This window comes from Zobellia sp. 1_MG-2023 (genome assembly GCF_030549125.1).
GTDB classification, from domain to species: Bacteria; Bacteroidota; Bacteroidia; order Flavobacteriales; family Flavobacteriaceae; genus Zobellia; species Zobellia russellii.
The window spans coordinates 111,829-132,735 of sequence record NZ_JAUOSY010000003.1; the positions used below are offsets into that span (position 1 = coordinate 111,829).

Sequence of the window (20,907 nt, forward strand, 5' to 3'; positions counted from 1 at the left end):
GCAAGAATTAGAATTTGGGGGTCACAATGCGTATCTTTAAACAGGCTTAGCCTTCAAGGACTTCTCGCATAGCTTTTGCCTTCAGCAAACACTCCTCATACTCTTTTTCCGGAATGGCCTTTGCCGTAATGGCACCTCCCACGGAATAGGAAACGTATTTTTTGGACGCATTATAAAGAATACTTCTTATGACTACATTAAAATCGAAATCCCCATTGGGCGTAAAATACCCCACAGCACCACTGTACAACCCTCGTTTAAAAGCCTCCAATTCCTCAATAATCTTCATGGCCGATACTTTTGGAGCTCCTGTCATGCTACCCATAGGAAAGGATTCTTTGATTACATCAACAGGATTAGTGCCTGACGGAACTTGAGCCACCACAGTGGATATCATTTGATGTACTTGTTGAAAGGTATAGACCTCACAAAGCTCTTCAACCACCACACTGCCTTTTAGGGCACTTTTAGACAAATCATTACGGACCAAGTCTACGATCATTATATTTTCAGCTCTTTCTTTAGGGTCTGTTTTAAGGGCATTCACCAGCTTATCGTCTTCCTCCGGCTGTTTGGCTCGTTTAGAAGTCCCTTTAATAGGTTGCGAAATTAACTTCCCTGCTTCTTTACGCAAATAACGCTCTGGAGAGGTCGAAAGCAAATACTGGTCATAGACCTTTAAAAAAGATGCAAAAGGCGCTTCTGATATCTTATTTAGCTTTTGATAGGTCTTATAAGGGTTGATTTGCGTGTCTTCTGCATAGAATTCTTGACAGAAATTTGCTTCGTAAATATCACCCCGGTGAATATGGGACAACATTTTACCTACTTGTTTAAAATATTCGTCCTTAAAAATACGGAGCTTTATTTTGATGTTTTCCGTCACTGAGATGCTTTCCTTCTCCAGAATTCCGCCGGAAATCAAGTCAAAATCGGACTGTATTTCATCATCTACCATCCGCAGATATTCAAAAACCACGGTATTCCCATTTATCTTAATAATTTTCTTCGGTTGAAAAAAGAACAACTCCGCAAACCCTAGTCCATCGTGATTTTTAGATGACAGACGCTCCACATCATTCTTAAGGTCGTACGAGAGATAACCAAAAATATAGTCTTTGGCCCTATCTTGAAACTCCCTTAATTTTTCAAAAGCCTTTTCGCTATCAGTTTTAATGGTCGTTAGGGCATCTACAGCCAGTAAAGCATCAAAAGAGCTGTACTTGCTATTGTGCCTATTGCCATCCAACCACACCACTTCTTCAAACTGTTGCGCCCAAAGCAATAGGTCCTCCTTAAACTTTTTAATTTCAGAAACCGTGAACGTAGTAGAAATACGCAAATGAAAGAGACTTTAGAATTTACTTAAAAACTGGTCCACAGCAGCGCGGTGTGCCTTAGCAAGCTCAGTATTCGTTATACCTTCCCCTTCCTTAAAATTTTCTTGATAAGAAGGTAAAGAAAAAGTAGCGGCTACTTGAGCTCCAAATCTAGGCAAAACCTTTTCCGTGGTTTCCAGAGCCGTCACACCTCCTCTTTGCCCTCCTGAGGTAGACATTAACAACACAGGTTTATCCTCTAAAAACTTACGCTCAACACGTGACAACCAGTCTGTTAAATTCTTAAAATAAGCCGAAGGACCACCGTTATGCTCATTAACCGAAATAATGACGCCATCCGCCTTAAGAATGTCATTTTTAAGTTCTACCAAAGAGTTTGAATATCCATTTTCTCTTTCATAATCCTCACTGAACATAGGGAAAGGAAAGTTCACCATATTTAATAATTGAACATTATACCCCTCAATAAGAGAGACGGTGTGCTTTACCAATTGATAATTTATTGATTTAGAGGAGTTGCTTCCTGCGAATGCTAATAGCGTTGCCATAATTAGTAGTTAGATGTGTTTTAGCGAAAATATAGCAAATAGAGTTGAATTGCGAGTATTTTATCTAATTTTGCAGCGCAAACATCCAAACTAACTGTATTACAAGTATATATGACAACTACTCCTGTTAACAAAGGAGCAGTACAACGAACAGAAGTACTAAAATGCAAAGTTTTAAGTTTTAATGATGCTTTTGCCAACTATTGATCGTATTTGCAGTGGAAAATAAGACAGCAAGATTGTATTTTATTGATGCCATGAGGGCATGGGCCATTCTAATGATGCTCCAAGGGCATTTTATAGATGGATTGCTAGACCCTGTTTATAGAGATGGGTCCAATACGGCTTTTTCTATTTGGAAGTACTTTAGAGGCATTACCGCTCCCGTATTCTTTACGGTTTCAGGGTTTATCTTTACCTATCTTTTAATTAAAGGCGATAAAACCGGACTTCAGAACCCTAGGGTAAAAAAGGGCGTGAAAAGAGGGCTTGAACTCTTGTTTATTGGGTATTTATTGCGAACGAACCTTCTAGGTCTTCTACAGGGAAAAATCTATGATTCCTTTTATCTGATTGATGTACTGCATTGCATAGGACTTTCTTTACTTGGGATCATTGGTATTGATCTATTCACTGAAAAACGAAAGAAGTTTGTTTTCCCAACTATACTGTTGAGCGCAACCTTGATTTTATTCATATTTGAACCTACTTACAAGACCTGGGAATTCTCATTTTTACCGGATGCCTTTGCCAATTACCTAACCAAAAGCAATGGTTCTGTTTTTACCATTCTCCCATGGTTTGGCTATGCTTCATTTGGAGCTTTTTTATCGGTTGTTTTTACGAAATTTAAAAACTTGAAATATTTATATTTTATAGCCATTCCTCTTTTTGCCGCAACAGGGGCTACATTAATAGCCTACTCATCCGATTTGTTTTTACTCGCGTCAAAACATACAGGTTTACAGCTTTTTGCAAATATTTATTTCAACAATTACTTATTCATAAGACTAGGTGATGTACTGCTTGTTTTTAGCGTATTTATGCTATTTAGAACCCTACTTAAAAACAAGAGTATTTTAAAAATTGGACAAAGCACCCTATCAATTTACATCATACATTTTATTATCCTATACGGCACATTTACAGGATTAGGACTATATCGGTTTTTACACCATTCCCTTTCCCCTGTAACCGTTATTTTAGGAGCCTTAACTTTTATGGTCGTCTGTACTTATTCCGCTCTTGTTTATGAAAAAAATAAGGAGCATATAAAACTAAGAATCGCCACTGCCCTAAGATTTGTTTTGACAAAAATTGAGATTACTTCAATCTATATATTTCAACTTTCAAAAAGTAGATTTTTTAGATTCTTAAGAAGAGTTGGTTTGGCTAAGAATTAATTTCTGCCATCTTTAAAATAAAAGAAAAAGAATCCGAGTTTATAGCTCGGATTCTTTTTCTTTTGAACAGCAAGGCATTGAGTTGTTCAGTTTAACGATTCACTACGAATTTGCATTGATCACCTTCATCTCTTCTTCCGTAAACGTTAAATTATCCAACGCTTTTACATTTTCTTTTAGTTGACCCGCAGAACTTGCCCCCACCAATACAGAAGAAATAGCCGGCCTATTTAAAAGCCAAGCAATGGCCATTTGAGATAGCTTTTGGCCCCGCTTATCCGCAAGAGCTGCCAAATTTTTAATCTTATCCAGGTTTTTTTCTACTTGTTCCCTGTCCAGGTAGGTCAGATTTTTTGCCGCTCTAGAGTCATCTGGCACACCATTTACATATTTGTTGGTAAGCATTCCCTGTGCCAAAGGAGAAAAAGCAATGCAGCCCACTCCACTATCCCCTAAAGTATCTAGCAGCCCATCTTCTACCCACCTATCAAAAATTGAATACCTAGCTTGGTGCAGTACAAACGGAACCTTTAACTCCTTTAGTAAAGCAGCTGCTTCTGCCGTTTCTTTAGGCTGATAGTTGGAAATACCCACATAAAGAGCCTTTCCTTGACGAACAATATCCGCAAGAGCAACCATAGTTTCCTCCAAGGGCGTATCCGGATCAGGCCTGTGGTGATAAAAAATATCAACATAATCCAATCCCATTCTTTTTAGACTCTGATCAATACTGGCCATTAGATACTTTCTAGAGCCCCAATTGCCGTAAGGCCCGGGCCACATATCAAATCCCGCTTTAGAAGCTATGAACATCTCATCTCTATACCCTTTAAAATCTTTCTTAAAAAGCACTCCAAAATTTTCTTCTGCCGAACCATAAGGAGGTCCATAATTATTGGCCAAATCAAAATGAGTAATACCTAAATCAAACGCTGTTCTTAAAATTTCCCTAGCGTTATGCTGATTATCTATAAAACCGAAGTTATGCCACAAACCAAGGGAAATAGCGGGCAGCAAAACACCACTATTTCCACAGCGATTGTATTTCATTGTGTCATACCTCTTAGAATCTGCAGTATATTCCGTAATACCTGACTTGTCATTTATATGCATTGAAAAATGTTTTAATTACTAAAACCTAAAGCTACATAGAAATTACGAATAGAGATATCACAGCTCAGAACCGGATCCAGAAAAACATTATCGACTTTACACATCCGAAGCAACATGTTATTAGGACTGAATCAAAATAGACGGTAAAACATAAACCCTTGAAAGGATTCTACTATTTTTATCCCTTCAACTAAAAACAAAACAATAGCAAACATGAGCGATAAAAAGTTTACCCCCGTTAAATTGGCATTGGAAAAAGATAAGAGATATGCCTGGTGCACTTGCGGCCATTCCGAAACGAATGTTTTTTGCGATGGCTCTCATAAACAACACCAGAAACCCGGCTCTTTAGTTTTTCAAGTTGATGAAGATAAAGACGCCAGAATCTGCACTTGCAAGCTTACAAGCAACCCACCTTATTGTGATGGAAGCCACAAATAAAAAAATCCCGTCTAGAAGTTAGACGGGATTTTTTTTTAAAATATTCTGTAAAGTCTAAATATGCAATGCACGGTTATCCGTAGCTGCAAGAGCAGCTTCTTTTACCGCTTCGGCAAAAGTAGGATGCGCATGGCTCATTCTAGAGATATCCTCAGCAGATGCACGGAATTCCATAGCAGTAACCGCTTCGGCAATTAAATCCGCACTACGGGCACCAATCATATGAACTCCTAAAACTTCGTCCGTTTTCTTATCGGCCAATATTTTTACAAACCCGTCCAAATCCATACTGGCACGAGAGCGACCTAAGGCACGCATTGGAAATTGTCCCACTTTGTATGCTACACCAGCTTCTTTAAGTTCTTCTTCCGTTTTACCAACAGAAGCAACTTCTGGCCAAGTGTAAACCACACCTGGAATCAAGTTATAATCTATATGAGGTTTTTGACCTGCCAATTGTTCGGCAACCAAAGTTCCTTCCTCTTCTGCTTTATGGGCCAACATGGCACCACGAATAACATCTCCAATAGCGTAGATGTTAGAAGCAGAAGTTTGCAAATGGTCGTTCACCTCTACTTTACCTCTAGAATCCAATTTAACACCAGCGGCTTCAACGTTCAATCCATCGGTATAAGGTCTTCTACCCACAGCAACCAAACAGTAGTCACCTTTCAACTCTATCTCCTGACCTTTTTTATCATCGGCCTTAACTACAACCTCGTCTCCGCTTCTCTCAACGGACTTCACTTTACTGGAAAGGTTGAATTTTACCTTTTGCTTCTTTAAAACCTTGGTCAATTCTTTGGAAAGCGAAGCATCCATAGTAGGAATAATGCGATCCATATATTCAACTACGGTAACATCCGCGCCAAGACGCTTGTAAACTTGACCGAGCTCTAAACCAATAACCCCTCCACCTATAATAATTAAATGCTTAGGTATCTCTTTTAGCGTTAAGGCCTCTGTAGATGTAATTATGCGTTCTTTGTCTATTTTGATGAAAGGAAGCGTAGACGGTTTACTTCCTGTAGCTATAATTGTATTTTTAGCTTCAATGGTTTCCGTAGTCCCATCATTTTTCTTGATATTAATATGTGTAGCGTACTTAAAACTACCCAATCCTTCAAAAACATCAATTTTATTTTTGTCCATCAAAAACTTGACCCCATCACATGTCTGTTTTACAACAGCCGCCTTTCTGGCGATCATCTGCTCCAAGTTTACCTTTATCTCGCCAGGAATATCAATTCCGTGATCCGAAAAATGTTTAATGGCATCCTCGTAATGGTGAGAAGAATCCAACAAAGCTTTAGATGGTATACAACCAACATTAAGGCAGGTTCCTCCTAAAGTACTGTACTTTTCTATTATTGCCGTTTTCAACCCCAATTGTGCGCAACGAATAGCCGCCACATATCCTCCTGGTCCTGAGCCAATAATGGCCACATCGTATGAACTCATAAAATTTTCTTTGAATTTGAAATACAAAATTAATACTATTTTCCGGTTTAAGGTACCCTTTATCGATTTATACAAAAGTTGCACAAACCCCATCAAAATTGTAATATTACCTAATAGCTAAACCGTTATTAATGACAAACCAAAATTCAGGGGAGCACAGAGAGAACGAAAACATCGTTAAAAACAAAGAATTAAATATCTGGGAAGCACTCACCCCTGTTATAGCCCTAGTAGCCATGCTGGCCTATAATGTTTATGTATTTGGAGATGATGCGCTTAGCGGATCCAACCAATTTATTCTCCTCTTGGGAGGCGCCGTTGCCGCCATTGTAGGTGTAATGAACAAGGTATCTTACAAGCAAATGATGGCAGAGGTAGCGGAAAACCTGAAATCTACCACCGGAGCATTGCTCATTTTATTAATGGTAGGAGCATTAGCGGGTTCTTGGCTTATAAGTGGTATCATTCCCGCTATGATCTATTACGGGCTTCAGATTCTCAATCCCACTATATTTTTAGCTGCCAGTGTTATTATCTGCGCCATCATATCCATTGCCACAGGAAGCAGCTGGACTACTTCCGCAACAGTAGGCATAGCCCTTATAGGTATTGGCGAAGCACTGGGCATACCATTAGGAATGACCGCCGGCGCCGTATTGTCCGGAGCCTATTTTGGGGACAAACTATCTCCTCTTAGTGACACTACCAACCTAGCACCTGCCATGGCGGGCGGAGAGCTTTTTGAACACATTAGATATATGCTCTACACCACAGTGCCAACGGTTAGCGTTACCTTGATCTTTTTTATCATATTAGGATTTTCAATTGAAACGAAAGGGGCCGCGGATATTGATTCCATTTTAACCTCTATTAATTCCGCTTTCACCATTACACCTTGGCTTTTTCTTGTACCTATAACCGTAGTAGTTCTAATCGTTAAGAAAACTCCGCCATTGGCCGCCCTGCTCATAGGAACTTTATTGGGAGCAATATTCGCCCTTATTTTCCAACCCGATGTTGTAGCAGGTATTACGGAGGCAAAGACACTTACATTTAAATCAGGTTACGAAGGCGTCATTAAAGCCATAACCGTTCAAACCTCCGTACCAACGGATAACGCTGCGCTTAACGACCTATTTTCATCAAAAGGAATGACAGGAATGATGGGTACCATTTGGCTCATTATCTGCGCCATGGTTTTTGGTGGTATTATGGATGGTATTGGCGCATTGGACCGTATTACAAAATCCTTATTAAAAATGGCAAAAACTACATTCGGGCTTTTTGCCAGTACTGTAGGAAGCTGTTTGGCATTGAATATTACCGCATCAGACCAGTACCTTGCAATAGTTGTTCCCGGTAAAATGTTCAGCAAGGCCTATGCCGATAAAAATTTGGCCCCTGAAAACTTAAGCCGAACTTTAGAGGATTCCGGAACGGTAACTTCCGTTCTTGTTCCTTGGAACACCTGTGGAGCATATCATAGCAGTGTTCTTGGAGTTGGAACCGCGGAGTACGCCCTTTTTGCCGTTTTCAATTGGCTGAGTCCAATTATGACGCTTATTTTTGCTGCATTACAGATCAAATTAAAGCAACTGACTACATCGTCTTAAAAAAATAAAGATTTCTTAAAATCGCTTAAATGTGAATATCAAAATAACAGGTCATTAAACTAAGAATTTGGTAATTTAAGCTGTTTGATTTTACCGATTTAACACTTTATGTTAGATGAAATACATCGCATCTACAATACTTATTCTTCTATCAATTTTTTAAATACACATTACTTTTATCGCCATAATATTGATGTAATTTTGTAATCAAATTGAAACATTAAAAAACTATATCATATGGCTTTTGTAGGTAAAAAATTCCCCAATCTGAGTGTAAACGCAATGAACGATTTGGGAGACACATTCAAATTAAACGTTTTAGAGGAGGCTCAAAAAAACAACAAGAAGGTTGTTCTTTTCTGGTACCCTAAGGACTTTACATTTGTTTGCCCAACTGAATTGCACGCTTTTCAGGCTGCTTTAGGTGAATTCGAAAAAAGAAATACATTGGTAATTGGTGCGTCTTGCGATACCGCAGAGGTTCACTTTGCTTGGTTAAGCACAGACAAAGATAACGGTGGTATTGAAGGTGTTACATATCCTCTATTAGCGGACAGTAACCGTAACCTTGCCTCCACTTTAGGTATTTTGGACATTACTGATGAGCAGTACAATGAAGAAACCGGTGTTGTTACTGTTGAAGGAGACAATGTAACCTACCGTGCAACATACCTTATTGATGAAGAGGGTACTGTTTTCCATGAAGGCATCAACCATATGCCATTAGGTAGAAACGTAAACGAGTACCTACGCCTTATTGATGCTTATACGCATGTACAGGAAAAAGGTGAGGTTTGTCCAGCAAACTGGGAAGAAGGAAAAGAAGCAATGACCGCTGATAGAAAAGGTGTTGCCGAGTACCTTTCTGCACATAGCAACTAAATAATTGCTTTAGTTACAAGTTAACCGCTTGTACAATTAGTGCAAGCGGTACTTTTTCAACTCAAATAGTATAAATTTTAAAACCTATAGATATGGTATTGGAATTGGAACAAGACAATCTGCAAGAAATCATAGCAGAGAAGAAAAATGTAGTAGTACAATATTCTGCCGGATGGTGTGGCAACTGCCGTATCATGAAGCCTAAATTTAAGAAAGAAGCTTCGGCTAACGAGGATTTTACTTTCGTCATAGCCGATGCCGAGAAATTCCCTGAAAGTCGAAAATTGGCCAATGTAGACAACTTGCCTACTTTTGCCACTTTCACCAACGGAGAGTTTAAAAATCAAGTACAAACGAACAAATATGATGTTCTAAAAGAATTGATCAGTGAAGCTTCCAGTAATTAAGCACTTAACAAATTTCATTGAAGAGAACGATGAGGATTTTGTTATTGAAACCATTGAGACCTTAGAAGCATTGACCGAAGTGCCTTCTTTAAAGGACGAGGAACTTGATGTTATTGGTGAACTTATATCTAATATGTACGGCGCTCTTGAGGTACAGAAAGGTATAAAGGCCGGCAAACCGCAAAAGGAAGCCTTGAACGAATTTATGCAACGTGTAATGGGCTCTATAGACAAATAGAACACCCCATTTTACAACGATTTAAAGTGAAGTAACTATTGATTTTTTAAAAGAATCAATTAAGTTGTTTCACTTTTTTCATTTTATACGTTTTCATAAACCACATTTATCATATGCAACACCTTTAATTAGCTATAATTTTATATTTTCACAGCGAATCTAAATAGAACATATCATGGCAACAGTAACCTTAAAAGGAAACGAAATACATACTTTAGGAAATCTTCCAGCAAACGGAAGCAAAGCTCCTAGCTTTACATTAACAAAAAGCGACCTTTCACCTGCATCTCTTTCTGACTACTCCGGAAAAAGAGTGGTTTTAAATATTTTTCCCAGTGTAGACACGGGTACATGTGCCCAGTCCGTTAGACAGTTCAACCAAGAAGCTGCCGAACTGGACAATACCGTAGTTCTATGCGTGTCCAAAGACTTACCTTTTGCCCAAGCCCGTTTTTGTGGCGCTGAGGGTATTAAAAATGTAGAAATGTTATCTGATTTCCGTGACGGAAGTTTTGGCAAAGACTACGGAGTTGCCTTCTCCGATGGTCCCCTAGCCTCTTTATTATCTAGATCGGTAGTGGTACTTAATGAGTCCGGTGAAGTAATTCATACGGAACAAGTTACCGAAACGGTAGATGAGCCCAACTACAAAGCGGCTCTTGAAGCTTTAGCCGATGCCTAAAGAAGAGTCGTTTGCAGTAAACAGAATAAAAAGTGTGGGCTTCGCTTTGCGTGGAGCCCTTCTTTTAGTTAGGACGGAGGCCAGTATAAAAATCCAAGTATTTTTGGCCATTGCCGTTACTATTGCCGGATTTTATTACGAAATCTCTGCTACGGAATGGATTTTTCAAGTCTTTGCCATTTCTATGGTCGTAGGCATTGAAGGGGCCAATACGGCCATAGAAAAATTGTGTGATTTTATTCATCCGGATTTTGATGAAAGAATCGGTTTTATTAAAGATGTAGCCGCTGGCGCCGTAATGCTTGTATCCATTGGAGCAATTATTGTTGGCTGTATTATCTATATCCCAAAAGTATTTTAGTCCCTATTTCATCTGCATTTACAATTCTGTTTGGTTGCAATTTTCCATGTTACAATACCAAACCCATCACACACCTGTATTAAACGGAAGACTCCCATATCGGCCAAAAACCATTCCTTCAACAAATATTTTCATCGCTGTAGCTAGCTACCTATGATTCCAAAATGATGTTTCAAAAATTCTAAATTTCGCATTTTCCTACCCTATCCCCAATCAAACGCCCTTATAAAATTTGTTGCTACAAAAATCGGTAATTAAATAGTTTGTGACTCTGCAGGTTATCGATAAGACCCCATAGAACAACATAATCCAGAAAAACCCGTTAAAAACAAAAAAGGACAAATTAGATAGCAAAAAGCTATGTTCAATAGCATACGGAAAGCAGTTTTCATTAGGGCTTTCAAGGGCGAAAAATCAAGTGTCAAAAAAACCATAACCCCCTTTTAGGGAGTATGTACTTTATAAAAACGAAAAGACTTTTCACAATCCCTACTTTGAAAACTTCGTAATACGTATTTTTGCATCCAGTGGAAAAAAAGTAATGGCCAAAAAGAAAACAACGACAACCAAAAAAAAGACGCCCACCAAGAAGGCTAGTCTTAAGGTATCCAAAAAGAACAAGATTATTTTAGGAAGCCTACTGATACTTTTCAGTATGGCACTATTTTTCTCATTTGTGTCCTTTTATTTCACTTGGCAGGATGACCAAAGCCTATTATCAGAATTTGCTAATAGAAACGAACAAGCCAAAAACCTGCTCAATAAGTTTGGGGCTAGTGTAAGCCACTTTTTTGTTTACAAAGGTTTTGGTGTGGCTTCTATTATCTTAACAGTTCTAGTTTGTATTACGGGGCTACACCTGTTCTTAAGCTTGGAGAAAAAAGGGCTTCTAAAAAAATGGATATGGGGTCTAGTCTTTATGATTTGGATATCTATTGCCCTAGGTTTTCTAGCAGACACCAAACCCTTATTGGGCGGACTTGTAGGCTATGAAATGAACGACTTTTTAAGAGATTACACAGGTAATATAGGTGTGGTACTTATTCTTCTTTTTGGTCTGGTATTCATATTAGTGCGTTTCTTCCATTTTACTCCTGAAGGAATGGCCCAGTTTTTCCGCAAAAAGACATCAACCTTAAAATCTGAATTGGAATCTACAACAAAAGAAGCATCCGATACGGTTAGAGATGTAAAGGAATCCATTAAAAAGACCGAAAAGGAAGAACCAATAGTACTTGACACATACACGCATAAAAAAGACATTCCGCCTTTAAAAAAGGAAGAGATTCCTTTAGATGATTTTGAAGTTACCGTTCCCGTGGAAGAAGAAACCACAGATGAACTTTCTATGGAAGTAGAGAAGATTGTGGAGGAGCAGGAAGAAACTGATAATATAGCGGATAAACTAGTGGAGGATTTTGGTGAATTTGACCCTACCCTAGAATTAGGCAACTATAAATTCCCCACCATGGAACTGTTGGACCAGCACGGTGTAACAGGTGGTATCACCATAAATCAAGAAGAACTTGAGGAAAACAAAAATAAAATTGTAGACACCCTTAAGAATTACAAAATTGGTATTTCTCAAATCAAGGCTACCATTGGTCCAACCGTAACCCTTTACGAAATAGTTCCCGAAGCCGGTGTACGAATATCCAAGATTAAGAACCTAGAAGATGATATTGCCCTTTCGCTTGCTGCTCTGGGTATACGTATTATTGCACCTATTCCAGGAAAAGGAACCATTGGTATTGAAGTGCCCAACAAAAATGCGACAATCGTTTCTATGCGTTCGGTTATAGCTTCCAGTAAATTCCAAAAGGCGGAAATGGAACTGCCCATTGCTTTTGGAAAAACCATTAGCAACGAAACTTTTGTTGTAGACTTGGCAAAAATGCCCCACCTTTTAATGGCTGGTGCTACAGGGCAAGGTAAATCCGTTGGATTAAATGCGGTGCTTACCTCGCTTCTTTACAAAAAGCATCCGGCCGAGGTAAAGTTTATCTTGGTAGATCCTAAAAAAGTGGAACTTTCCATCTACAATAAGATAGAAAGGCACTTTCTTGCGAAATTACCAGATTCTGAAGAAGCCATCATTACGGATAATGCAAAGGTTATCAATACCTTGAACTCCCTTTGTATAGAGATGGATGACCGATACGAGTTATTAAAGCATGCCCAAGTACGTAACTTAAAAGAGTACAACGTAAAATTCAAGGCCCGAAAGCTTAACCCCAATGACGGACATAAATTCTTACCGTACATTGTATTGGTGATAGATGAATTTGCAGATTTGATCATGACCGCGGGCAAAGAAGTAGAAACCCCTATTGCGCGTCTTGCCCAATTGGCACGGGCTATTGGTATTCATTTGATCATTGCTACGCAACGTCCTTCGGTAAACGTTATAACAGGTATTATCAAAGCGAATTTTCCCGCCAGGATTGCGTTTAGGGTAACCTCTAAAATAGATTCAAGAACTATTTTGGATGCACAAGGAGCTGATCAGCTTATTGGTCGTGGAGATATGCTCTACACACAAGGAAACGATGTTACCCGTATTCAGTGTGCTTTTGTAGACACCCCGGAAGTAGCCAAAATAACAGAATATATAGGTTCGCAACGCGCCTATCCAAACGCCCATGAACTGCCAGAATATTCGGGCGAGGATTCTGGCACAAGTATTGATGTTGATATAGCGGACAGGGATGCCCTCTTCCGTGATGCCGCCGAAGTAATTGTTACGGCGCAACAAGGTTCCGCATCTTTGATTCAAAGAAAAATGAAATTGGGTTACAACCGTGCAGGTCGTATCGTAGACCAGTTGGAAGCGGCCGGAATTGTAGGTCCTTTTGAAGGAAGTAAAGCACGCCAGGTTTTAGTACCTGACCTTGTAGCCCTTGATCAATTGCTGAGCAACGAACGCTCCTAATTAAAACTCTTAACTTAAACAGTAAAATGAAAAAGATTATTCTAGTATTTACCCTTGTGTTACTTTCAAACGTAACTTTTGCCCAAAATTCAGAAAAAGCAAAAGCCCTATTAGAAGATGTATACGCCAAGGTTAAAAGCTATGACAATATTTACGTAGATTTTAAATACGTACTTAACAATTCAGAAGCAGGTATAAATCAAGAAACACGTGGTGAAGTTACTTTACAAGGAGATAAGTTTATTGGTAACTTCTTTGGCACTACACTATTGTATGACGGCTCTAAAGTCTATACCATTATTCCAGAGAACGAAGAAGTGACCATAGAAGACAAATCTGACGATGGGGGTGCATTGACCCCAGCTAAAATGTTAACTTTCTACAGAGAAGGTCATAATTACGAAATGGATATCCTTCAAAACGTAAACGGAAGAAAAATACAGTATGTAAAGCTTACCCCTATTGATACAGATTCTGAAATAAAGACCATTTTATTGGGTATTGATGCGGAAACAAAGCATATTTACAAATTGATAGAAACCGGTAAAAATGGTACCACTACGACCATTACCGTTAATTCTTTCAAAACTAATCAACCTTTGTCAAAAACCTTATTTACTTTTGACGAGGCCAAGTACAAAAACGACGGGTACTACATAGTAAGAAACTAATATTACCACATTGAGAATTCTAGACCGATATATATTATCGCGGTTCCTTTATAATTTTTTGAGTTCGTTCGTAATATTGATGTTCATCTTCATATTTCAGACGATATGGTTGTTCATTGATGACTTTGCCGGGAAAGGTCTGGATATGGGAATTATTGGAAAATTTTTCTTTTATATGATGCCCAGTTTAACGGAAAAGGTACTCCCGCTTACCGTGCTTCTTGCATCAATACTTACGTTTGGAACGTTGGCCGAGAATTATGAGTTTGCCGCAATGAAAGCCTCTGGTATTTCTTTGCAGCGTTCTATGCTCAGTCTTATTATTTTTATGATAGGTCTAGGTGGCGTTACCTTCTATTTTGCGAATAGCGTTATTCCCGCATCCGAACAGAAAATCTACAATATGCGGCGTAATATAGCCAAGGTTAAACCTGCCGCAGCTATTGAAAAAGGAGTGTTTAGCGACTTTGAGGGTATGAGCATCAAAGTAGATGAAAAGTATGGTGAAAAAGACCGTTTTCTAAAAAACGTAATCATTCATCAAAAGACGCCTACTAACGTAAACAGTACGGTAATAAAAGCCAAAACTGGCGAACTTATCAGTAGTGAAGATTCGGAACTTATTCAATTGGTTCTGCGCGATGGTCATTATTATCGTGACATGGATAAGAAGAAAAGCACTGAAAAGAGAAAATACCCTTTTGCCAAAAGTAATTTTGAAATTTACCGGATGAACATTGAAATTCCGGAAATGGAACAAGATCTTGAAGAAGAGAATGTATCCAATCGTGAGAAAATGAAAAATGTTTCCCGATTGATTAAGGATATGGATTCCATTGAAAAGGATAACAAGAGAATAGTTCAAGCGTTTTCAAAAAACATTGTGTATCGTATGGGCGGTTTTATTCCGCTTTCCCCAAAAGACACTGCTGCTACGGAAAAAATGAACCTGTTGCGCCAAAAAGAAGCCTCTAGCAAGTCTATGACAACAACTGCGGTTGATACTAACAAAGTACAAAATATCGAAGCAGCCCAAATAGATTCGGTTTCTCAAACTAGTAATGTTATTAAGTCTGAAGAGAAAACGGCTCCTAAGGAAATAATTTCATTGTTTAAAGACTGGCAGAAGGTACAGGTAATGAACTCCGCCAAAAATTCGGTTTCCAACATTATGACTTCCATTGAGGGAAAGAAACAAGAATTGAACAAGCGTTATGAAATACATAGGCGACATATTTTTTCATTACACGAAAAATATGCCTTGGCCCTTTCCTGTATTATCCTATTCTTTGTAGGTGCACCTTTGGGAGCAATTATTCGCAAAGGAGGTATAGGACTACCAATGGTAATAGCTATTTTACTTTTTCTTGTCTATTACTTTTTAGGTGTTTTTGCAGAAAATTATAGTTACAAAGGAAATATTCACCCCATTATAGGAGCATGGCTATCTTCAATGGTTATGCTACCTTTAGGCGTTTATTTAACGAGACAAGCTACGGCAGACCAAGGAATGATGAATTTTGGAAATGTCATAGACTTTTTCAAAAAACTTTTTTCAAAAAAAGACAAAACTGAAGAAGAATAAATAGCGATATGGAAAAGAAAATTCAATTGAATACTATTGAGGAAGCTATTGAAGAAATAAGAAAAGGAAAAGTCATTATCGTTGTTGATGATGAGAATCGTGAGAACGAGGGTGATTTTCTTGCCGCTGCAGAACTCGCTACACCAGAAACCGTAAACTTTATGGCCACTCACGGTAGAGGTCTTATCTGCGCCCCGTTAACTGAAGGTAGATGTAAAGAATTGGGTCTGCACATGATGGTCAATAATAATACGGACCCCATGGAAACTGCTTTTACCGTTTCCGTAGATTTACGTGGTGGCGGAGTTACTACTGGTATTTCAGCTTCGGACAGGGCCAAGACCGTACTTGCCTTAACCGATGCCAACACAAAACCACACGATTTAGCTCGCCCTGGACACATTTTTCCACTTGTAGCTAGAGAAGGTGGTGTCCTGAGAAGAACAGGACATACAGAAGCTGCCATTGATTTTGCTAGATTGGCAGGCTTACAACCTGCAGGTTACATTGTAGAAATCATGAACGAAGATGGTAGTATGGCCCGTCTTCCACAATTGGTAGAAGTCGCTAAAAAGTTTGATTTAAAAATTGTTTCTATAGAAGACTTGGTTGCCTATAGAATGGAACATGACAGCCTTATAGCCAAAAAGGAAGATTTTGATATAGACACTCGTTTTGGGCGGTTCCGTTTACGAGCGTATCAACAGACCACCAATAACCACGTACATATTGCATTGACCAAAGGTGCTTGGAGCAAATCCGAGAAAGTTTTGACTCGTATCAACTCCACTTTTGTCAACAATGATATTCTGGGAACATTGACCAATAACCCAGATGCCAAACTTGAAGATATGTTCAAGGCGATAGATAAAGAGGGAAAAGGCGCTATTGTTTTTATAAATCAAGATTCAGAATCATTAAATCTTTTATCCCGGTTGGCCGAGTTAAAAGAGCTACAAAAGAAAGGAATTCAAAAAGCACCAAAAATTGATATGGATGCCCGTGATTTTGGAATTGGGGCACAAATTCTACATGATTTGGATATTGCTAAAATGAGAATCCTATCAAACTCGCCACAAACCAAAAGAGTTGGTATTGTAGGCTATGGCCTAGAGATTGTGGAGTATGTAGCCTACTAGAGCCTGCTCTTATTTCTAATCTATTTTATTAACTGACTGGGCGGATACCCAAATTGTTTTTTAAAACAGCGACTAAAATATAAGGGATCACTAAAGCCTATTAATGTGGTTACTTCGGATACGTTGTATTTTTTGGTACGTAATAACTGTGCCGATTTTTTCAACCTAATTGTTCGCACAAATTCATTGGGTGCCAAATCTGTTAGTTCTTTTACTTTTCGGTATAGTTTTGAAGAGCTCATACCCAATGATTTACACAAAAAAGAAGTGTTTAACTGACTATTGCCCATATTTTCATGAATCAGTTCCGTTAGATTTTCCATAAAAGATTGATCTATGGGCGAGTGTGTTAAGGTGTTTACCTGACTTTCGATTTCCTCGGAAAATCTACTTTTTAGTTCTTTTCTTGAGTTGATGATATTCTCAATTCGTGTTTTTAATAAAGCCGGATCAAACGGTTTTACCAAATAACCATCTGCACCAGAGCTGTAGCCGTTTATTTTATCATCATTGTCCGATAAGGCGGTTAATAAAATAACCGGAATATGGCTAATATCCGCATCGTTCTTCAATGCTTTACAAAATTCCAATCCGTCCTTAACCGGCATCATAATATCTGCTATGCAAATAGCAGGTTTTACGTTTAGGCAAACTTCCAATCCCTTTTCGCCATTTTCCGCTTCAAAGACCTTGTAATAGTCCGATAGGAAATCTACCAAATAATTGCGTAGTTCTGCATTGTCCTCAATAATCAGAATACGCTCTTTTAAATGTGTACTCTGTATAATTTTCTTAGCTGTAATGAGTTGTGGCGAATCTTCGGTAACCTGGTTTTTCTCATATTCAAAAACTTCATCATCTCCATATGCGTTGCGGCTTACAGGAAGTTTTAACGTAAATACACTTCCTTTGTTCAGTTCGCTCTCCACAGTTATAGAGCCTTTATGCAATTCTGCCAAAGCCTTAACCAAAGATAGGCCAATACCTGAACCCGTATTAAGACCGGAACTATTGGGTGCTTGATAAAAACGCGAAAATATTTTCTGCTGACTTTCTTTTGGAATTCCTATTCCGTCATCACTCACTTCAACCATTAAAAAAGCCTTCCCCTCCTCTTCTTTTACTTCTATAAAAAGATCTACATGGCCATAATTGTGGGTGAATTTTAATGCGTTGGACAGGAGATTATATAACATTTTATCATACTTGTCTCGATCAACATACCCTTCGATTGCCTCGTTTTCCGATATTAGGTTGAAATTTATTTTTTTATCGTCCGCCAATTCTTCAAATGATCGAAAGGTATTTTGGGTATACAGAAGAATATCCGTCTTGGTAACCTTTAGGCGCAATTCCCCTGATTGGGCCCTTCTAAAATCCAATACTTGATTTACCAAATTCAACAATCGGTTGGCGTTCTGATGAATAAGGTTATAACGACTCTGCTGAAAATAATTCCCAGAGTCCTTACCGTCCTCCATTAACTGTTTTGCGGGCCCTAAAATTAAAGTGAGCGGAGTTCTAAGTTCATGGGATATGTTGGTAAAGAAGCGCAATTTTTCATTATTCAGTTTTTCATCGCGTTCTCGTTTTACTTTTTCCATCAACCATTGTTGTTTTAAGACAATACGTTCCCTGACCTGTTTACGAATAAAATAAAAAGCCAGTGCCAGTATCAACAGTAGTATAAAGAGTGCTTTATAGGTAAACCAAAAAGGAGGAAGTATTTTAATCTGATATTCAGAAGTAGCACTCCACACCCCGTGACTGTTCATAGCCTTCACCTTGAAGACATAATCCCCCGAAAATAAATTGGTATACTGAACCGTACGCTGCCTCATATCTACTGTATTCCAGTTTTCATCAAAACCTTCTAAAATATAACTGTACCTGTTCTGTCTGCCATTTACGTAGGATGAACTAGAAAAGGTAAGCGAAAAGTTTTTGTTGGCATTTTCCAGAACCAAACTGCGGTTTAGGTTTAAGTCGGTTTTAAGTATTTCCTGTCCGTTTATTACTGAACCAATTTCAATCGCCTTGTTCTGCACCCGTATATTTGTAATTATAGGTTCTGGTGCATACCCATTTACCGAAAGTTCTTTAGGGGAAAAGCTAATAACACCTTCTTTCCCTCCAAGGTACATATGCGTATCATCTGCAAAATAAAACCCTCTGGTACTAAAAACATCCAGCCGGTTGCCACTTTCTGTATGATAGAGTTTTAATTCTTGGGAAGTTATATCATACTTACCCAAATTATTATTGTTCATATTCAACCATAGAAAACCATCTTTCCTAGATACAAGATTTGTAATCCACCTATTTTTTACCCCATCAATATCGTCTACCGGCAAAAAATCATCCAATGCCGAATCATAATAACACAAACCTTTACGGGTAGCTGCCCAGATTTTTCCGGTTTCATCTATAGCAATATCGCTTACATTATTATGGGGCAAACCAACCTTGTCATCAGATTGCGCTTCATACGCCCTGACTTCCATAGATGAACGATTATAGCAAAAGACCCCTGTTTGAGTAGCGAACCAAATTCTGCCATTCTCACTTACCTTAATAGAATTAATATCTACTCCGGGCAACAAATTACCATACGAGGACTTTACATTGTTGGTGTTTAAATCCAAAATTACAGCTCCCTCACCATGCGAAGCAATAACCATTTCATCATTACCCATAGGTTCAAAAGCCAAAATAGTGGCATGCTCAAAACCAACGTCAATTACCTTTTCCGTTTTTTTCTGATAATCGAAAATCAGTACTTTTCCGTTCCAAAGCCCGCAATAAAATATTTTGCCGTCCGGGGAAAACATACTGGAAATATCTTCTTGTGTACGATAAAGCGGGATATAACTTTCTCCGTTAGATATAAACAAACCATTGTGCCTGGTAGCCACAACTATCTTATTATCATACGTTTTGGAAAAATCCCGTATACGAGGAATTTGATTATCTATAAACCTGCTTATAGAGGTATTGTATTTGAACTGGTTCTCATAAGGATCATATTTGTCCAGTCCCTCTTCTGTACCTACCCAAAGTACACCTGAGGCATCAAAATAGAGTGCAGATACCAAATTATCAACCAAAGAATCATCATCCGACAATTCCGAATAATACCAATCATAGCCTTGCTCCCGAACATCTTCAAGTTGGTCTACCCTTAGTATTCCTCCAAGAGTACCAAGCCAATACTTTCCGCTTGATGACTTTGCTACGGATATAAAATAGGGTCCTAGTTTATCTCGTACCTCGGAGTCTTCAATAAATAGATTTTGAAAACGGTCATCAGCTATATTCAATTTGTACAGGCCATTTCTACTTCCTGCAAAAATATCCGACTTATGGTCTTCGTAAATAAAATTTAAATAGGGGCTGGGTTCATTTGTATTTTGGTCAGATAACGAATAGTGCTTTATTTGTACGATTGAGCCTAAGTTATCCAAGGAAATTCTAGCTATTCCCACATTACCGTAGCTACCTATCCACAAACGCCCTGTGGAATCTTCAAAAATTTCTTTTACATAGGTAAACCCATCTAAATCAACTTTACTGAAACTTTCTTTTTTAGGGTCATATAGAAACAAACCTTTATCCCTAGTACCAACCCATACCCTTTTTAAGCGGTCAATATGTACGGACCTAATTTCCTTATCCTGTATTGAGCCTGTTCTATTAGGGTCCGGCAGAAAAACTTTGAACTTGTAGGTGTTTAAATCCAAAAGGGTAAGCCCATCACGCGTTCCGATCCAGAGTTGGTTTCCTTCTTTATCAAATTCCAATGCGGTTATATCATCATTGGGAATTGTATTAACAGCAGGAGTAGCATTGGTGTACGACTTAAACTCGTACCCATCAAACCGATTAAGACCAGAAAAGGTACCGAACCAAAGAAATCCCTCATTATCTTGAACAATGTGTCTTACTGAATTGTGCGAAATTCCACTGGCATCATCATAATGCTCAAATTTTAACGATTGAGCGTATAGTCCCCATAGTGAGAAGACCAACCAGAATACACACGTTAACAGATAGTTCATTGGTTTTTGCGTTGCTACTACACAATTTAAGCT

At 38.5% G+C, this 20,907-nt stretch carries 17 protein-coding genes; 12 read left to right on the forward strand and 5 right to left on the reverse strand.

The window, feature by feature from the left end:
• Nucleotides 1-46 precede the first annotated feature (46 nt).
• Nucleotides 47-1,342: an anthranilate synthase component I family protein gene (locus tag Q4597_RS07905; RefSeq protein ID WP_303405691.1), complete on the reverse strand. Its 1,296-nt coding sequence runs from the start codon at nucleotides 1,340-1,342 to the stop codon at nucleotides 47-49.
• Between the two features lie 12 nt (nucleotides 1,343-1,354).
• Complete coding sequence (locus Q4597_RS07910) at nucleotides 1,355-1,888, reverse strand: NADPH-dependent FMN reductase (protein ID WP_303405692.1); 534 nt, start codon at nucleotides 1,886-1,888, stop codon at nucleotides 1,355-1,357.
• Between the two features lie 218 nt (nucleotides 1,889-2,106).
• Here Q4597_RS07910 and Q4597_RS07915 point away from each other — a divergent pair, with 218 nt between their 5' ends.
• Nucleotides 2,107-3,291: a heparan-alpha-glucosaminide N-acetyltransferase domain-containing protein gene (locus tag Q4597_RS07915; RefSeq protein WP_303405693.1), complete on the forward strand. Its 1,185-nt coding sequence runs from the start codon at nucleotides 2,107-2,109 to the stop codon at nucleotides 3,289-3,291.
• Between the two features lie 102 nt (nucleotides 3,292-3,393).
• On the opposite strand, the gene mgrA is transcribed toward Q4597_RS07915, so the two are convergent.
• Nucleotides 3,394-4,404 (reverse strand): L-glyceraldehyde 3-phosphate reductase, encoded by a 1,011-nt coding sequence (mgrA, locus tag Q4597_RS07920; RefSeq protein WP_303405694.1) that lies wholly within the window; start codon nucleotides 4,402-4,404, stop codon nucleotides 3,394-3,396.
• Nucleotides 4,405-4,617: 213 nt separating this feature from the next.
• Between mgrA and Q4597_RS07925 the strand changes: the two genes are divergently transcribed.
• Nucleotides 4,618-4,845 carry a CDGSH iron-sulfur domain-containing protein gene (locus Q4597_RS07925; protein WP_215439353.1) on the forward strand — a complete coding sequence of 76 codons (228 nt, stop codon included), beginning with the start codon at nucleotides 4,618-4,620 and terminating at the stop codon, nucleotides 4,843-4,845.
• A gap of 54 nt (nucleotides 4,846-4,899) precedes the next feature.
• On the opposite strand, the gene lpdA is transcribed toward Q4597_RS07925, so the two are convergent.
• The gene (gene lpdA, locus Q4597_RS07930; RefSeq protein ID WP_303405696.1) at nucleotides 4,900-6,306 is read right to left on the reverse strand and encodes a dihydrolipoyl dehydrogenase; all 1,407 of its coding nucleotides are present in this window, start codon (nucleotides 6,304-6,306) and stop codon (nucleotides 4,900-4,902) included.
• A gap of 131 nt (nucleotides 6,307-6,437) precedes the next feature.
• Between lpdA and nhaC the strand changes: the two genes are divergently transcribed.
• The 10 genes from nhaC to ribB all read left to right on the forward strand — a co-directional run bounded on the left by nhaC (nucleotide 6,438) and on the right by ribB (nucleotide 16,816).
• Complete coding sequence (gene nhaC / locus Q4597_RS07935; RefSeq protein WP_215439349.1) at nucleotides 6,438-7,919, forward strand: Na+/H+ antiporter NhaC; 1,482 nt, start codon at nucleotides 6,438-6,440, stop codon at nucleotides 7,917-7,919.
• Between the two features lie 237 nt (nucleotides 7,920-8,156).
• Complete coding sequence (locus tag Q4597_RS07940; protein WP_215439347.1) at nucleotides 8,157-8,801, forward strand: peroxiredoxin; 645 nt, start codon at nucleotides 8,157-8,159, stop codon at nucleotides 8,799-8,801.
• 92 nt (nucleotides 8,802-8,893) lie between these two features.
• Entirely contained in the window at nucleotides 8,894-9,208 is a 315-nt protein-coding gene (locus Q4597_RS07945) for a co-chaperone YbbN (protein ID WP_215439345.1), read from the forward strand.
• Nucleotides 9,189-9,446: a DUF6952 family protein gene (locus Q4597_RS07950; protein ID WP_215439343.1), complete on the forward strand. Its 258-nt coding sequence runs from the start codon at nucleotides 9,189-9,191 to the stop codon at nucleotides 9,444-9,446. Before Q4597_RS07945 ends, Q4597_RS07950 begins: the two co-directional genes overlap by 20 nt.
• A gap of 175 nt (nucleotides 9,447-9,621) precedes the next feature.
• Nucleotides 9,622-10,128 carry a thiol peroxidase gene (tpx, locus tag Q4597_RS07955; protein WP_215439341.1) on the forward strand — a complete coding sequence of 169 codons (507 nt, stop codon included), beginning with the start codon at nucleotides 9,622-9,624 and terminating at the stop codon, nucleotides 10,126-10,128.
• A complete protein-coding gene (locus tag Q4597_RS07960) occupies nucleotides 10,121-10,489 on the forward strand; it encodes a diacylglycerol kinase (RefSeq protein WP_215439339.1) in 369 nt (122 codons plus the stop codon). The genes tpx and Q4597_RS07960 overlap by 8 nt, the downstream gene beginning before the upstream one ends.
• A 541-nt stretch (nucleotides 10,490-11,030) precedes the next feature.
• Nucleotides 11,031-13,421, forward strand: coding sequence for a DNA translocase FtsK (locus Q4597_RS07965; RefSeq protein ID WP_289040044.1), 2,391 nt, complete (start codon nucleotides 11,031-11,033; stop codon nucleotides 13,419-13,421).
• Between the two features lie 26 nt (nucleotides 13,422-13,447).
• Nucleotides 13,448-14,092 (forward strand): outer membrane lipoprotein carrier protein LolA, encoded by a 645-nt coding sequence (locus tag Q4597_RS07970; protein WP_303405699.1) that lies wholly within the window; start codon nucleotides 13,448-13,450, stop codon nucleotides 14,090-14,092.
• A 31-nt stretch (nucleotides 14,093-14,123) separates the two neighbouring features.
• Complete coding sequence (locus Q4597_RS07975) at nucleotides 14,124-15,677, forward strand: LptF/LptG family permease (protein WP_303406056.1); 1,554 nt, start codon at nucleotides 14,124-14,126, stop codon at nucleotides 15,675-15,677.
• 8 nt (nucleotides 15,678-15,685) lie between these two features.
• Nucleotides 15,686-16,816, forward strand: a complete 1,131-nt coding sequence (gene ribB / locus Q4597_RS07980) for a 3,4-dihydroxy-2-butanone-4-phosphate synthase (RefSeq protein WP_303405700.1) — start codon at nucleotides 15,686-15,688, stop codon at nucleotides 16,814-16,816.
• Nucleotides 16,817-16,836: 20 nt separating this feature from the next.
• Here the strand turns inward: ribB and Q4597_RS07985 are convergent, their stop codons facing one another.
• Entirely contained in the window at nucleotides 16,837-20,874 is a 4,038-nt protein-coding gene (locus Q4597_RS07985; protein WP_303405701.1) for a hybrid sensor histidine kinase/response regulator transcription factor, read from the reverse strand.
• Nucleotides 20,875-20,907: the final 33 nt, after the last annotated feature.

Excerpts from the sequence above, each read along its gene's own strand:
- Q4597_RS07910 (WP_303405692.1), bottom strand. The coding sequence starts at position 1,888 with ATGGCAACGCTATTAGCATTCGCAGGAAGCAACTCCTCTAAATCAATA.
- mgrA (WP_303405694.1), bottom strand. The coding sequence starts at position 4,404 with ATGCATATAAATGACAAGTCAGGTATTACGGAATATACTGCAGATTCT.
- Q4597_RS07925 (WP_215439353.1), top strand. The coding sequence starts at position 4,618 with ATGAGCGATAAAAAGTTTACCCCCGTTAAATTGGCATTGGAAAAAGAT.
- lpdA (WP_303405696.1), bottom strand. The coding sequence starts at position 6,306 with ATGAGTTCATACGATGTGGCCATTATTGGCTCAGGACCAGGAGGATAT.
- nhaC (WP_215439349.1), top strand. The coding sequence starts at position 6,438 with ATGACAAACCAAAATTCAGGGGAGCACAGAGAGAACGAAAACATCGTT.
- Q4597_RS07940 (WP_215439347.1), top strand. The coding sequence starts at position 8,157 with ATGGCTTTTGTAGGTAAAAAATTCCCCAATCTGAGTGTAAACGCAATG.
- Q4597_RS07945 (WP_215439345.1), top strand. The coding sequence starts at position 8,894 with ATGGTATTGGAATTGGAACAAGACAATCTGCAAGAAATCATAGCAGAG.
- tpx (WP_215439341.1), top strand. The coding sequence starts at position 9,622 with ATGGCAACAGTAACCTTAAAAGGAAACGAAATACATACTTTAGGAAAT.
- Q4597_RS07960 (WP_215439339.1), top strand. The coding sequence starts at position 10,121 with ATGCCTAAAGAAGAGTCGTTTGCAGTAAACAGAATAAAAAGTGTGGGC.
- Q4597_RS07965 (WP_289040044.1), top strand. The coding sequence starts at position 11,031 with ATGGCCAAAAAGAAAACAACGACAACCAAAAAAAAGACGCCCACCAAG.
- Q4597_RS07970 (WP_303405699.1), top strand. The coding sequence starts at position 13,448 with ATGAAAAAGATTATTCTAGTATTTACCCTTGTGTTACTTTCAAACGTA.
- ribB (WP_303405700.1), top strand. The coding sequence starts at position 15,686 with ATGGAAAAGAAAATTCAATTGAATACTATTGAGGAAGCTATTGAAGAA.
- Q4597_RS07985 (WP_303405701.1), bottom strand. The coding sequence starts at position 20,874 with ATGAACTATCTGTTAACGTGTGTATTCTGGTTGGTCTTCTCACTATGG.